Origin of the sequence: Reinekea sp. G2M2-21 (genome assembly GCF_015687175.1) — a bacterium.
Taxonomy (GTDB): Bacteria; Pseudomonadota; Gammaproteobacteria; order Pseudomonadales; family Natronospirillaceae; genus Reinekea.
Genome location: NZ_JADPQG010000005.1, coordinates 46,959 through 61,231 on the forward strand (window position 1 = coordinate 46,959; position 14,273 = coordinate 61,231).

Here is a 14,273-nt window from a genome sequence, read left to right on the forward strand (position 1 = left end):
AAATGGACAATGAACCATGAGACCATCAACCGTTCACACCCCGGAATTGATCGCCCAAGACGCGCTGCATATTCCGACGTTCAAATTGTTGAAACAGGACGGCACGCTTTACCAAGGCGCTGCAGAACCTGAATTCGACGAATCCTTTGCCGTTAAGCTGTATCAAGACCTGGTGTTCACCCGTGTGTTGGATGAACGCATGGTCAATGCACAACGACAAGGGCGGATACCGTTTTATCTGGCCTCATTAGGCGAAGAGGCGGCGTCTGTCGGCTCGACGGCTGCATTGAAAGATCAGGACATGATTTTTGCGCAGTATCGCGAACAGGGCGCATTGCGCTTTCGAGGTTTCACCGCAGAACAATTTATGGATCAGTGCTTTTCCAACGAGCGGGATTTAGGCAAAGGCCGTCAAATGCCCATTCATTATGGCTCCAAAGCATTGAATTACATGACCATTTCTTCGCCGCTTGCGACGCAGATTCCACAAGCCGCAGGCTACAGTTACGGTCAGAAACTGCAAGGTAATGATGCCGTCAGCATCTGCTATTTTGGTGAAGGTGCGGCCAGTGAAGGTGACTTCCATGCCGGACTCAATATGGCGGCCGTCTTGAATTGCCCCACTATTTTTCTGTGTCGCAATAATGGTTATGCCATATCAACGCCCGCCGAAGAACAGTTTAAAGGCGACGGTGTGGCTAGCCGGGGGATCGGCTACGGCATCAATACCATCCGTGTTGATGGTAATGATTTATTGGCGGTGTTTGTGGCCACTCAAATGGCGCGCGAATACGCGTTGGCGAACAACGCGCCGGTGTTGATTGAGGCCATGTCCTATCGCCTTGGTGCGCATTCAACGTCAGACGATCCGACTGGCTATCGCTCGAAAGAAGAAGAAGCCAAGTGGGCGAAGAAAGATCCGATTTTGCGTTACAAACATTGGTTAACCCAAAAAGGCTGGTGGGATGACAACAAGGAAAAAGCGTTGTACAGCGAATACCGTGAAGAAATTCTGGCGCAGATGAAAGCCGCGGAAAAACGTCCAGTGCCTACGTTAGATCATTTGATTACCGACGTTTATGACGAGCCCACCGAACAACTGAAACAGCAACTGACAGAATTGAAACAGCATGTGCGTAAGTACCCGAATCAGTATCCGAAAACGTCTGGGAGGCTCGACGCATGAGTAGCATGAATTTACTTCAGGCCATTAACAATGCCCTCGACATCGCCATGAGCAAAGATGAAAAAGTCGTGTGTTTTGGTGAAGACGTTGGCTTCTTTGGTGGGGTATTCCGCGCGACCAGTCATCTGCAGGAGAAGTACGGTCGTGCTCGTTGTTTTAACACGCCGCTGGTCGAACAGGGCATCATCGGTTTTGCCAATGGTCTTGCCGCGCAAGGGCATAAGCCCGTCGCCGAAATTCAGTTTGGCGATTACATTTTCCCGGCATTCGACCAGATCGTGAATGAAACAGCCAAGTACCGTTATCGTAGTGGTAATGAATTCAATGTTGGCGGTTTGACTATCCGTACGCCTTACGGCGGCGGAATCAAAGGCGGCCATTATCATTCACAAAGCCCGGAAGCCTATTTTGCGCACACCCCTGGTTTGAAAATTGTGGTACCGCGGAATCCTCATCAGGCGAAGGGTTTATTGCTGGCGTCCATTCGCGATGAGAATCCGGTGATTTTCTTTGAGCCGAAACGTCTTTATCGCGCCTCGGTGGGCGAGGTGCCTGAAGGTGATTATGAGTTGCCGATTGGCAAAGCTGACATCGTCCGCGAAGGTTCAGACATCACTTTGTTGGCCTGGGGTGCGCAGATGGAAATCATCAGTCAGGCGGCCAGTATGGCAGATAACGAAGGCATCGATTGCGAAGTCATTGACCTGCGCTCAATCCTGCCGTGGGACATTGAAACGGTGGTGAAGTCGGTACAGAAAACCGGTCGGTTACTGGTGTCTCATGAGGCCCCGTTGACCAACGGTTTCGGCGCGGAAATTGTCGCGACAGTTCAGGAACACGCATTTTTGTCGCTGGAGTCTCCAATACTGCGCGTCTGTGGGCTTGATGTGCCTTACCCGCTGGCACATGAAACAGAATACATGCCTGATGCCAGTAAGGTGTTCGAGGCAATCAAGCACAGCGTGCATTACTGAACACTTTTTTACCGGTCGCAACCCCGACGATGTGTCCTTACCCAGGACCGGTCGGGATACGGAGAGCTAACCAAATGAAAGAAGATTTTATTTTACCGGACATCGGCGAAGGCATTGTGGAATGCGAGCTGGTGGAATGGCTTGTGAATGTCGGTGATATGGTTGAAGAAGATCAACCCGTGGCCGATGTGCAGACTGACAAAGCTTTGGTGCAAATTCCCGCTAAACATGCTGGTCGTGTCGAAGCGCTGTATGTTAAGCAAGGCGAAATTGCCAAAGTGCATGCGCCATTGTTTCAGATAGTCACTGACCAGAGTGACGAGTCGACAGAGAGCCACAACCGGGAAGCACCTGCGCCACAACAAAGTGCCACACCGACCCGCGTTGAACAGGTGACCCAGAGTATTGCCACGTCGGAACAGGCGACGCGCAAAGTGTTGGCAACGCCAGCGGTCCGCCGTATTGCCCGTGAGAATGATATTGACCTCAGTGCTGTATCCGGGACTGGTCCGTCTGGGCGGGTGCTGAAGGAAGATATGCTGCGGTTTCTGGATGAAGAAGGTGCAGAGTCGTCGACACCCGTTACGCAGACGACAGCAACTAAGCCTGTTGGGCAAGCGCCACAAGCGGTTGAGGTTATCCCCGTGAAGGGTGTGCGGGCGGTTATGGCTGCACAAATGCAAAAATCAGTCAGCACGATTCCGCATTTCACATACGCCGAAGAGATTGACATCACCGCGTGTAACGAATTGCGACGAGATTTGAACGCAACGTTGACGGACACCGACACACGACTCACGCTGATGGCCCTGTTTATCAAGTCACTGTCTGTCGCGTTGACTGAGTTCCCGATTGTGAACAGCCACATGAACGACGCTGGCGATGAAATTCACCAACACGCCGCGCATAACATCGGCATGGCCGTTGATTCGCCCATGGGGTTACTGGTGCCAAACATCAAAGGTGTTAATGGCCTGTCATTGAGTGACGTTGCCGGAGAAGTGAAACGGTTAACCGAGTCCGGACGTGCTGGACGTTTGTCACCAGACGATATGAAAGGTGGCACCATCACCATTTCCAACATTGGTGCTATTGGCGGCACGGTGACGACGCCCATCATCAATAAACCGGAAGTGGCCATCGTCGGTATCGGCCGGATTCAACCATTACCCAGGGTTGTTGATGGCAACATCGTGGTGCGTGAAATGATTACGGTCAGTTGGTCTGGCGATCATCGTGTATTAGATGGCGGAACGATTGCTCGTTTCAATAATCGTTGGAAGAGTTTGTTAGAAAGCCCTCAGCAAATGCTGCTGCGATTGAAGTGATGTTATGGCGCGCCTGGCGCTCCGCCGTTTTGGTGTGCCGTTATTTCTATTGCTGAGTTTTTGGCGGGTTTTCCCCGCCTTTTTTACTCTGTTACCGGTAAGTCGACTTGCAGTTGAAGCAATGCCGATAAGAACTCAATGCGTTCTGTTGACGCTCGCGGCGCTTGCACTTTCAGTGTGGCTTGACTGTCAACAATAACCACCCCAGGACCGAGCCAATCGTCTATGGCCTGTTTTATTTTAACCACCTGATGGTAACCCGGTTGCGACAGGGTCAATCGAATATAATCATCCTGGATCGTTTCAGGATTCGACGCATCCAAACCATCATTCACGATCACCAGATCCCCAAGCGGCGCAGCGAAAACGGCCGTCATTAAACTCGTCAAAAGTATCACTAAGAAACGCATGGCTAAACCCTTTTCTGCGGGAGTGTGGATCAAAGTTGTCAGTATAGCCTGTTGCACGCATCACACTGGTCGTTTTAATAACTGAAAAGAATTTCACATCATTGACGCTGTTTCATTAAAGGCGACGATAATTTATACAATTGTGTTTTAATGCGTCAATATTTGCGACGCACATCACAAATTTATTGTGATCGACACAACGTCCGCTTGATTCGTTAACCCGACTTGTTTAGCTTGGCAGTCCGATTCATATTTTGAATCGCAAAACGATAGGGAAGTTGTCGGCATGTCTGAGAGAGGCAATCGCCTCGTGTGTAGTACCCAGTCTCCAGTCCCGTATGTGAAAAATTTATTACCCATAAATTTAAATCGAATCTCGATACTAATAACGAAAAAAAACCTCACTTACTTCTTGAATAAAGGGTACAACTTATGAAACAAACGAGGGTTAATCACCTTAAGCGTTTGCCTGCCCGTGTCGCTTTTACTGCCGTTACCGTCGGCGCTGCGATGTTGAGCACCGGAGCTGCTGCTGAAAGTTCTGTGCAAACCAAATCTTTCGAAATTGAACGTTCAAAGATCGAAAAAACCATTGCGCCTTCACAATCCAGCGCAATGTCCCGTTCTTCTTTCCGGGCGTTTGCGATTGAACCAACCGAACGTTACATCATTGGTCTTGTCGATGATTCTGTTGCCCGTTACCGAGGTGGCGTAAATGGTTATGAGGCGACCAGCACAGACGGCAAATCAAAACTGGATGTTCGTTCCAGTGCCGCCCGCGCTTATGCAGGTTACCTGGCTACTACACAAGAAAAATTTGTACAGGCAATGGAGCGTCAATTAGGCCGCACCGTAACGCCGTTGGACCAGTTCCAGGTCGCAACCAACGCGATGATTGTTGAACTGACCAAAACCGAAGCAGCGAAAGTAGCGCAGCTCCAGGGTGTGCGCAGTGTCGTTCAGGATAAAGTTTTTCAAATTGAATCCACTGAAACATTAGGTGGTTATGCACTGCCAACCGATGGTGGCAACAACACCGCATGGACCATTATCGCGTTGTCTTTACTGTTGTTGACCGCGATGGCTTTCTTTGCCTATCGTCGTGGATGGCTGGGTCGTAACAGCGCTGTGTTTGCTATGTTGGCAACTACGCTGGGTATGGCGGGCTGTTTCTACGAAGGTGGTTTTCAGTGGATCGGTGCACCACAAATCTGGTACGGCTCTGCCGATCTGGAGCCTACCCGTGGTGAAGGCGTTGTTGTTGGTATTATCGATACCGGTATCAACCCGATCTCCGATTCATTTGCCGAAGTGGCAGGTGACGGTTATCGCCACACCAATCCTAAGGGACAGTACTTTGGGGTATGTGACGCGTCCAGCGACGTATACGACCCAACATTCCCTTGTAACGATAAACTGATCGGTGCCTGGGGCGTTCCTTACATCAATGAGGGCAGCCCACGCGATCAGGATGGCCACGGTTCACACACAGCTGGGACAACAGCGGGTAACCTGGTTTATGATGCAACCGTTGCTGCGCCAACGGGCTTTGAAGTGACCAAAACCATTTCAGGTGTGTCGCCTCGCTCTAACGTTATTGCCTACACCGTGTGTTCTGAAGAAGGTTGTTACCTGGGCGCGATCCTGTTTGCGATCAACCAAGCAATTATCGACGGTGTTGACGTGATCAACTACTCGATTGGTGGTGGATCTTCTGATCCATGGGCTGACCAAGATTCGTTGTCGTTCCTAGCTGCAATGGATGCCGGTATTTTCGTGGCAACTTCAGCAGGTAACTCTGGTCCAGACTTCGCGACACTGGGTAACCCAGCTGATGCACCATGGATCACTGCTGTTGCGGCAAGTTCGCACAACTATTTCTACAAAAACTCAGTCTCTGGCCTGGTGAACAATGAAGGTGATACGTTGCCTGAAATTGTGGGCCAGTCTATTGCACCGGGCTATGGTCCTGCGGCAATTGTTGACGCGGCTGATTACGGTAACCCGATGTGTCTGGAAGGTGAATTCAACGCTAAGTTCGATGGTGAAATCGTTCTTTGTGACGCTGGTGTGATTGCCCGTGTTGCTAAAGGTGCCAACGTCCAAGCGAACGGTGGTGGTGCGCTGATTCTGACTCGTCCACCAACAACTCCAGATGGTTCTGGTTACCTGGAAGCGGACACTCACGTGATTCCTGCCACACACATTACGTATACTGACGCGGCAACCATTCGTGAATGGTTGGCAACCGGTACTGGTCATATGGCGACGCTGAGCGGAACCACTCAAGTGCTGGCGGACGACTATGCGGACGTCATGGCATACTTCAGTTCACGTGGTGTTAACCCATCGGTGCCAAGTGTCGTGAAACCAAACATCACCGCCCCTGGTCGTGCGATTTTTGCCGCGTTCCATGAAGGTTATTCTGACGCTGAGCAGGACTACAACATCATTCAGGGTACGTCGATGTCGAGCCCTCACATTGCTGGTGCGGGTGCGCTGTTAACTGCGTTGCATCCTGACTGGACACCTATGCAGATTCAGTCAGCCATGATGACGACTGCGAACCTGAATCACATGAAAGAAGACGGCGTAACGCAAGCGGATCCATTTGATATGGGTGCGGGCCGAATTGATCTGCCAATGGCGGCGCGTGCTGCGTTGATCGCTGATGAAAATCTGGATAACTTCTTGGCCGCTGATCCACTAGCGGGCGGTAATCCTGCTCAATTGAACCTGACTGCCTTAGGTGAAGTTGCTTGTGTGGTTAACTGTACCTGGACGCGTACCTTGACGAACGTGTCTGACAAAACCACTCGCTGGAAGGCAAAATCTACCGCTCAAGTGGACGTATCGCCTAAGCAGTTCAAGCTGGCTCCAGGTGAAAGCATTGAGTTAACGTTTGTTGCCGACGTAAGCGCTGTCACTGTTGGTGACTGGATGTTCGATCAAGTGCCTGTTAAGTCTAAAACCAAAGGTGTACCAGACGCACACTTCCCGGTTGCGGCTATGTCTGCGCTGTCTAATTTGCCAACTGCCATTGATGTTACAGCGGCAATGGAATCTGACGTGGTGACTCTGGGTGGTCTACAAGCCATCGAAATCACCAGCGCTGATCTGGTTGTGACTGGTTTGGCGAAGTCTACAGCCTTTGAATCTGCGGTTATTTCTGACCCAACAAACGGCGATCCGTTTGACGGTGGTTTCGACCCTGCGGTTGACGGCCAGGCGTTATTCATTGTTGACGTACCGGCTGGTGCAACTCGTTTCGTTGCTGAAATCAGCGCATCTCAGTCTGGTGACCTGGATATGTTCGTCGGCTTCGGTGAAGTTCCAGGATTCGGCAGCTTGATCGATTACGCAGCCACTGGTGGCGCTTTGGAATACGTAAACATTCCGAACCCACCAGCAGGCAAAATGTGGGTCGTGGTTGAAAACTGGGAAGGCGGTCACGTCGATCCTCAGGCGTTCACCCTGCATGTTGCTTCTGTAACTGGTGATGAAGGTAACATGACTGTCGATGTGCCATTTGCACAACCTGCTGGTGTTGCTTTCGACGCCAACATTGGTTTTGTATTGCCAGGCTCTGTTGCTGGTGACCGTTACTACGGATCATTCGCGCTGGGTACTGACTCTGCCAACCCAGGTAATCTGGGAACAGTTCAGGTTGACCTGGTTCGCCAATAAGCAAACCTAACCTAACTTCCTTTAAAGGCCGCATATGCGGCCTTTTTTATGCCTGGGTTTTGAGGATGCGGGCCTAAGATCAGATGACAAGCGAGAGTGACTTGGCGTATGCACAACTGGCGCAAGATTTTAACCTGCCGATTGCAAAGCTCGGTTGTTAACGTTCAAAAAGTGTTAAAAAAGGTTGATTTTCATATTTGTCGATAAAAACAGGGGGTTTCAAGCTGTTTCAAGATGAAATTGTCCACCGCATGGTTTGTGCTGATCAAATATCAATCAGTTAGTCTTGCTGGCGTTCATTTCTTATTAAATATGCACTCTAAGTGATTGATTTTATTTCATTTTTCTGGAATTGATTGTTGTTGATTGTTTTTGATGCAATCGCTGCAAGGCTGATATTTACTGGCTTGGAGGCACTTCTTAAAAGTTTATCCAACAAGTTATCCACAGAAACTGTGTGTAACCGTCTTTCTCCCGGTCAGTGCATCGTTGGTTTCAGATTCAGGGTGTGGCGGGGATCACCAGTTAAGGCAACTCTGTTTAATTCGCATTACCTTTGTCTGTTCAGGTAACGGGTTGAACGAGGCCTGTGTTTCAACACGGGCCTCGTACTCGATGGAGTTCTTTGCACCACCGGGGTCGCACATCGCTATTCCGCGTGGTTCTACCAGTGGGCCATGCCCGCATCGCCATACCAGTAGCCATTGCAGTAGCTGGCCGACGACGGCGGCATATCGGTTATCAGGTCGCCTTTGATGGCTGAAGCATAGGCACTGATGATGTTGGCCATATCATATTGGCTGGGTACTATACGGACAGAACTAACGCCCATCGTTTGAATAGCGGGTAACTCACGGCGCAAATCCAAAATGTCCCCGGACAGGGTCTGAATACCATTCATGGTAAATAAACGTTGATGTTCCTGGCTGTCGACTGGAATACCGGTGGGGTAGTCTATGCAAATGCGTTTGCATTCGTCCTTTGGTCGGTCGAGTGCTCTGGCGGTAAAACAACGCGCAGAAAGCGCGAGCGGTAAGTAGCCATGTACCATGACCTCGGTATTGACATGTAGGTTCATGTTCTGGATCGCCGCAAGCATATCAGCCAGTTCCACCTGACTGAGTTCAACTGGCAAGGTCCAGCTGCGCAAGCCATCTTTGCATAATAGTTCGAGGGTTTTCGGGTTGTAGATATTCAGGTAAGGACCGGCAAGGAAGGGTTTGCCTGCGTTAAACAGTAGTTCAACTGCCGCTAGGTCGTTGGCTTCCACGACAAACTCATCCTGTGCGCAGATGCTGGCCAAGGCTTTCAATTCCGACTCAGCCTCCAGCAATGCCAACGTGCTGAGAGCAACTTCCTTGCCGGTGGCCTGCAACTTTCGTGCGACCTCCAGCCAGTCGTTCAAGCGCATTTCTCGTCGCTTAGAGCAGACGGTTTCGCCCAAAATGATGCGGTCGACAGGCCAATCTTGCGCGGCTTCATAAAAATCGATCACGTTTTGTTTTGGCCAGTAGAAGGGAATCGGCCCCAGGGTAATGTTCATTGGTTAAGCTCCTCTGTTCGGCTATTGCCAATCGCGTTCGTAGGCACCAATGGTGGTCTGCGCGCCTTCCGAAACGTCCATAAGCTGCGCCTGCCATCGTGGGTCAATCTGGAAAGCTGCTTGATTGTCCAGGTAGTGGTCAATCGCCTGCCGCCAAACCTTAACAACCTTTGCCACATAAGCTGGGCTGCGTTGTCGGCCTTCAATTTTAAGAGCTTTCACGCCGGCCTGATGCAGCCGGGGTAAAATGTCCATTGTGTTGAGACTGGTCGGCTCTTCGAGTGCGTGGAACTGTTTGCCGAGCGCCTGGAAACGGCCTTTGCAAAGTGTGGGGTAACCTGCTGTTTCTCCACTGGTATAGCGATCTATCAATGCGCCATTCAAGCGAGCGTTGAGGAAATCGCCCTCTGTTTGCCATTCCACAAATTTCGCCGGTGAACAGGCGCCAACCGTGTTGGGTGATTCTCCCGTCAGATATGAACTGAGGTAACAACGCCCTTCTGCCATGACACAAAGGCTGCCGAAAGCGAAGACTTCAAGTTCAACCGGACTGGATTTTGACAATGCTTCTACCTGAGGCAGGGAAAGCACTCGTGGTAAGACTGCTCGGCGAATATTGAAGTGCCGTTTGTAAAAGGCCAGGGCACTGGCGTTGGTGGCGGAAGCCTGAACGGAAAGATGCAGAGGCTGCTGAGGATATTTTTGGCTGACATAATCGAGAACGGCGGTGTCTGCGGCGATAATAGCATCTGCTCCGAATTCGGCGGCGGTATCGGCCGCCTGTTGCCATTTCCGCCAATGTTGTTGATTGGCGAACGTATTGATCGCGACAAATAGTTTAACGCCCTTGTCCCGGGCCACAGAAAGAGCTTTCAGTGCTGTTTTATCGTTGAAATTCAGACCCGCAAAGTAGCGGGCGTTGGTTTCATCTTTAAACCCCATATAGACGGCATCTGCCCCGTTCTCCACGGCCGCTTTAAACGCATTCAGGCTACCTGCCGGACACACTAATTCCATGTTTTTCTCGTTATGTCTGAAAAAGCACGAGTGTATCGAGGTCATGGGGATACCGACTTGATAACCGTCAATAACATTCTTCGCAAATCCGGTAGGGTCTGCCAAAAGACCGATACGGATGAGCACATGACAGCTTTTAACCAAGATGGACCAGATAAGAGTCTATTCAATCGGCTGAGGGGCACGCTACAGGAGCCGACCCGAAAACTTAGCCAAAGTCTGAGACCAGTTGAGCGAATGGCCACGGGAGGGGCAATGGCGTTAGGATTTGTGCCCGACTCCCTGCAGGCCAATGCGCTGGAGCCGATCTTGAATCATGCTATGCGTGGCTTGATTGACAACGGTGAGCTGGATTTTCTGGCAGATCATTGTTGTGCTATTGCTCTGAAAGAACGCGATCTTGCATGGCATATCTGTTTTGATGGTGCACGTTTAAGTGTTCACCCTGACCGCCTGGCGGATGTCACTATTCGGGCGACCGTGCCAGCCTTTCTGGCATTAATCAGTCAAACGACGGATCCTGATACGTTATTTTTTCAACGCCAACTTGCCATCGAAGGCGATGTCGAGTTGGGTCTGCATGTCAAGAATATGCTGGATGCGTTGGATGAAGACGATCTGCCCCTCTTCTGGAGACAGTCGCTCAATTCGTTGCGCCAGCTTCTGACTCTGGAAAGTCGGTGATGACCCAAAAAGTGACTCTTGGTTGTTTGGTGTATTGCACAGAGATGGTTACACTGGACTGGTTTCACTGGCAATGCGCCAATTATCCACGAAGAAAAAGGAATGAACAGTGACGGAATCCCGTGATTATCTTGAAATGACGTTTCGCTCAATTGAATGCTTTGCCGATGACGGCAAACTCGACGCGGACGAATTGATGACCATTGCCAATATTGCCTTACGTGATGGTGTTGTCGATGACAACGAAAAGCGAGTCCTAAAAAATATTATTGCTCGCTTGAACCCTGAAGAACTCGATGAGGAGTTGCAGGAAAAGATCCGTGGGCTGACCACTTTATTCGATCTTTAAATTATTTAAAAGGATAGAGCGGGTGGCGACACCCGCTCTATGAACAGGCTATCTCAGGCTGTTTCCTTTTTAATGGGCGCTTCCCTTGGAATGTCCAGGTTGAACGTCGTTCCGTGTTTTTCACCACACACCAATGTAAGATTACCTCCCATCGTGGCCGTTGCCAGATTATGCACAATGTAGAGCCCTAAACCACTGCCACCTTTGCCCATTTTGGTTGTGTAAAACGGGTCGAATACTTTGTTGCGTAACTGCGCTGGAATACCGTTCCCATCGTCAGCGACCGAAATCAACACTCGGTCTTCGCCGATGCGGACAGCGGTAACGGAGACATGCCCTTCAGACCGATCATCGAACGCATGTTTCAGTGCATTCAAGATTAAATTATTTAATATCTGACCGAGGGCACCGGGGTAACCGTTCATCTCAATGCCGTCAGGTATGTCCGCGTCCAGCGTGTAGGGTGTGTGCTTGAATTGGTGCCGTAGTGTTCTGGTAATTTCCTCTACGACTGTTTTTAAATCGAATGAGCGCCGGCGATCACTGGACTGATCTACGGCAACCTGTTTGAAGTTGCCGACAATCTCAACAGCGCGGTGTAGGCCACTTTCAAGCAATTGATACCCTTCCTCTGCCTGCACGCAGAATGTATCAAACTCGGTCGAGGTCAGCGTTCCATTCTGTTTGTGTTTGATAATGTCCTGAACATTCTGTTTTAGCGAGCTGGCGACGGTAATGCTGTTGCCAATCGGTGTGTTTAACTCATGGGCGACCCCGGCCACCAGTGCGCCGAGCGCAGCCAGTTTTTCCGAACGCACCAGTTCTTCCTTGGCAATATGCAATGTTTGCAGCGCCTCCGATTGCCGCTGGTTAGCGGTTTGCATCAGCCAGCCAATCCAGCTGGTAAACGCGACGCCAATTGCAGTTATCCAGATTAATGTGAATCGCGTACGTTGCCAGTTCTGTTCGCTCAGCTCGTTTTGCAGCGTTATTTTTTGTGTCGCCTCAAAGACTATTTCACCGATTAGGGTTCCGAACCGGTTGCGTATCTGTTGTTCTAACCCCCAGGCAGATTCGAGCGAAACCTGCCACTGATCGAGGTTGTTGTCGCGGAACGCGGTAATGGACTCCTCATGTTTCTCACTTAGTTGTGCGTGTTGGGCCATAATTCGGTCGGTCAAACGGGCGTCCAGGGAGAGCTCATCAAGTGATTGACGCAATAGTTCCAATTGCCGTGTTACAAGGTTTTCTGTGGCTTTGTACTCTCTTAAGTGGTGGGCGAATTCATCGGGTTTGCTTTGAGCACCATCGAGTTTACGCCAACTTTCCTGTTGATTGTTGTAATAGAGTTGAGCAGCCCGAGAGGAGTCCACCATATTCAACAGTTGTTGTTGTCGGTTGCGCAGAGTTTCCTGATTTACTCTCGCCTCTGTGGACAGGCGGAGCCCGACCAGACTGATGATCAGCATGAACATTCCCGGAAAAACCACGCCCATGATCTTGCGGGTCGTTATCCATGAAGTTGGCGGCAATCTGATTGGATTATGCATGTCAACACGTGTCTAATCTGTTGGGATGTCGTTATCGCAGTGCAGCATCATTTCACTGCCTCTGCCAACAGTCGCTGGGCTTGCTCAACGGAAAGTTTGTCGTCGTTCCAGAATTCAGAAATGACTTCATAAACATTACTGAGCTTGTCCAGTGGCATAGCCATATGTGTCGCGAAACTGGGTACCTGCTTGTTGGCATTTAACGCCTCTTTGAAATCGCGAATGGATTGTTGTGCACAGTGGTCGAAAGCGTTTGGCTCCATATCCTGGCGAATGGGGATTGAGCCTTTAATCTGGTTGAAGCGGCGTTGGACATCTTTGTCGAGTAAAGTTTCTACCAGATCTTTTTGTGCTTCTTTAAGGGCTTCAGAGTTCACTTTAAACATGGCAAAAGAGTCGATGGTGTAGCTGAAAGAGCCTTGTGTCCCAGGCATGGGAACGCAAGCGAAATCAGAACCCGGATCTAGGGCGTTCGCCTCAAATTCGCCCTTCGCCCAATCTCCCATGATCTGGACGGCGGCTTTGTCTTGCTTCAGCATGGCGGTGGCCAGATTCCAATCGCGACCAAAGGCTCGGCTGTCTGTGTATCCTTTGAGTTTTCGAAAAGCTCTCAGGGCTTCCTGTGTTGGCGCTGTCATGAGTATGTTGGCATCGAGTTCAACAAATGCCTGGCGATAGAATTCCGGCCCAGCAACACTGAGAATAACGGATTCAAATAAGACAGTATCTTGCCAGGGCTGGCTGCCATGCGCTAACGGTACATAACCAGCTTGCTGAACTTTATCCAACGCGATGAACAACTCGCTCAGTGTTGAGGGGATGGCGTCGACCTCGGCTGCCCGCAAGATGGAAAGATTCACCCACATCCAATTGAGACGGTGAATATTAACCGGTACGGCGACAATATGATTATCGTATGTCATGTGTTGCAGGATGACGGACGGCAGAAACGTTGACCACTGATCGGTTCGCGCGATGTTGTCTAGGTTCGCTAATACGCGGGCTTCAGCCCATTGGGGGATTTCTGTACCCTTCATATGTGACGCAATGGGTGGCGAGCCTGTTGCGACTCGTTGGGCAAGTATGGCGCGGGCATTCTCCCCTCCGCCGCCGGTTACGGCGAAATCTAGCCACTCGTGCCCTTTGTTGGTGACCGCTGTTCGAATTTCGTCAAGTGCTCGCGCTTCTCCAGCAGAGGTCCAGAAATGCAGGACTTCAATGTCCGATGCGTGACTATGAGATGTAATCGATAGGATGCTGGTCAGTGAGGTCAGCAAAAGCAATGAAGTCGATTTCATGAGCGTGTCCGAATGTCAGATTGGCTAGATTCAGGTGTTTTCACAATTCCTGTCTTCGCTATTTTAAATTTAGGGCAATTTGAATTTATTGCCAACGTACGAACGTGACTTTGAGCGTCGTATCTAGAGGGGGGGCTTGAACCAATAGGTATTGAAAAGGATTGCACCCTGTCGGTCGCAACTATCGGCACTCGCGGACGCATTCACAAATGGGTGCGGATGTTCCACCGTTGCAATCCGGCAAATT

Annotated in this window: 11 protein-coding genes; 6 read left to right on the forward strand and 5 right to left on the reverse strand. The window is 50.3% G+C overall.

Features of this window, described 5'->3' with window-relative positions; genetic code table 11:
• Positions 1-16: 16 nt before the first annotated feature.
• The 3 genes from IYN85_RS17390 to IYN85_RS17400 all read left to right on the forward strand — a co-directional run bounded on the left by IYN85_RS17390 (position 17) and on the right by IYN85_RS17400 (position 3,488).
• Positions 17-1,186: a thiamine pyrophosphate-dependent dehydrogenase E1 component subunit alpha gene (locus IYN85_RS17390; protein WP_196160208.1), complete on the forward strand. Its 1,170-nt coding sequence runs from the start codon at positions 17-19 to the stop codon at positions 1,184-1,186.
• A complete protein-coding gene (locus IYN85_RS17395; protein ID WP_196160209.1) occupies positions 1,183-2,160 on the forward strand; it encodes an alpha-ketoacid dehydrogenase subunit beta in 978 nt (325 codons plus the stop codon). The genes IYN85_RS17390 and IYN85_RS17395 overlap by 4 nt, the downstream gene beginning before the upstream one ends.
• A gap of 74 nt (positions 2,161-2,234) precedes the next feature.
• Positions 2,235-3,488, forward strand: a complete 1,254-nt coding sequence (locus IYN85_RS17400) for a 2-oxo acid dehydrogenase subunit E2 (RefSeq protein WP_196160210.1) — start codon at positions 2,235-2,237, stop codon at positions 3,486-3,488.
• An 83-nt stretch (positions 3,489-3,571) separates the two neighbouring features.
• Here the strand turns inward: IYN85_RS17400 and IYN85_RS17405 are convergent, their stop codons facing one another.
• Positions 3,572-3,865 carry a flagellar basal body P-ring protein FlgI gene (locus tag IYN85_RS17405; RefSeq protein WP_196160211.1) on the reverse strand — a complete coding sequence of 98 codons (294 nt, stop codon included), beginning with the start codon at positions 3,863-3,865 and terminating at the stop codon, positions 3,572-3,574.
• Between the two features lie 465 nt (positions 3,866-4,330).
• On the opposite strand from IYN85_RS17405, the gene IYN85_RS17410 reads away from it, so the two are divergent.
• Positions 4,331-7,585 (forward strand): S8 family serine peptidase, encoded by a 3,255-nt coding sequence (locus IYN85_RS17410; RefSeq protein ID WP_196160212.1) that lies wholly within the window; start codon positions 4,331-4,333, stop codon positions 7,583-7,585.
• 664 nt (positions 7,586-8,249) lie between these two features.
• Here IYN85_RS17410 and IYN85_RS17415 read toward each other — a convergent pair.
• Together IYN85_RS17415 and IYN85_RS17420 are read right to left on the reverse strand one after the other, a co-directional pair.
• On the reverse strand, positions 8,250-9,128 hold the full coding sequence (locus IYN85_RS17415; protein WP_196160213.1) for a U32 family peptidase: 879 nt from the start codon (positions 9,126-9,128) through the stop codon (positions 8,250-8,252).
• A 21-nt stretch (positions 9,129-9,149) separates the two neighbouring features.
• Positions 9,150-10,145: a peptidase U32 family protein gene (locus IYN85_RS17420; protein WP_196160214.1), complete on the reverse strand. Its 996-nt coding sequence runs from the start codon at positions 10,143-10,145 to the stop codon at positions 9,150-9,152.
• A gap of 126 nt (positions 10,146-10,271) precedes the next feature.
• Here IYN85_RS17420 and IYN85_RS17425 point away from each other — a divergent pair, with 126 nt between their 5' ends.
• Together IYN85_RS17425 and IYN85_RS17430 are read left to right on the forward strand one after the other, a co-directional pair.
• Positions 10,272-10,829: an SCP2 domain-containing protein gene (locus IYN85_RS17425; protein ID WP_196160215.1), complete on the forward strand. Its 558-nt coding sequence runs from the start codon at positions 10,272-10,274 to the stop codon at positions 10,827-10,829.
• A 109-nt stretch (positions 10,830-10,938) separates the two neighbouring features.
• The gene (locus IYN85_RS17430; protein WP_196160216.1) at positions 10,939-11,178 is read left to right on the forward strand and encodes a hypothetical protein; all 240 of its coding nucleotides are present in this window, start codon (positions 10,939-10,941) and stop codon (positions 11,176-11,178) included.
• 53 nt (positions 11,179-11,231) lie between these two features.
• Here IYN85_RS17430 and IYN85_RS17435 read toward each other — a convergent pair whose 3' ends face one another.
• Positions 11,232-12,647, reverse strand: coding sequence for a sensor histidine kinase (locus IYN85_RS17435; RefSeq protein ID WP_196160217.1), 1,416 nt, complete (start codon positions 12,645-12,647; stop codon positions 11,232-11,234).
• Positions 12,648-12,775: 128 nt separating this feature from the next.
• Positions 12,776-14,026 (reverse strand): ABC transporter substrate-binding protein, encoded by a 1,251-nt coding sequence (locus IYN85_RS17440; RefSeq protein ID WP_196160218.1) that lies wholly within the window; start codon positions 14,024-14,026, stop codon positions 12,776-12,778.
• Between the last annotated feature and the right edge of the window lie 247 nt (positions 14,027-14,273).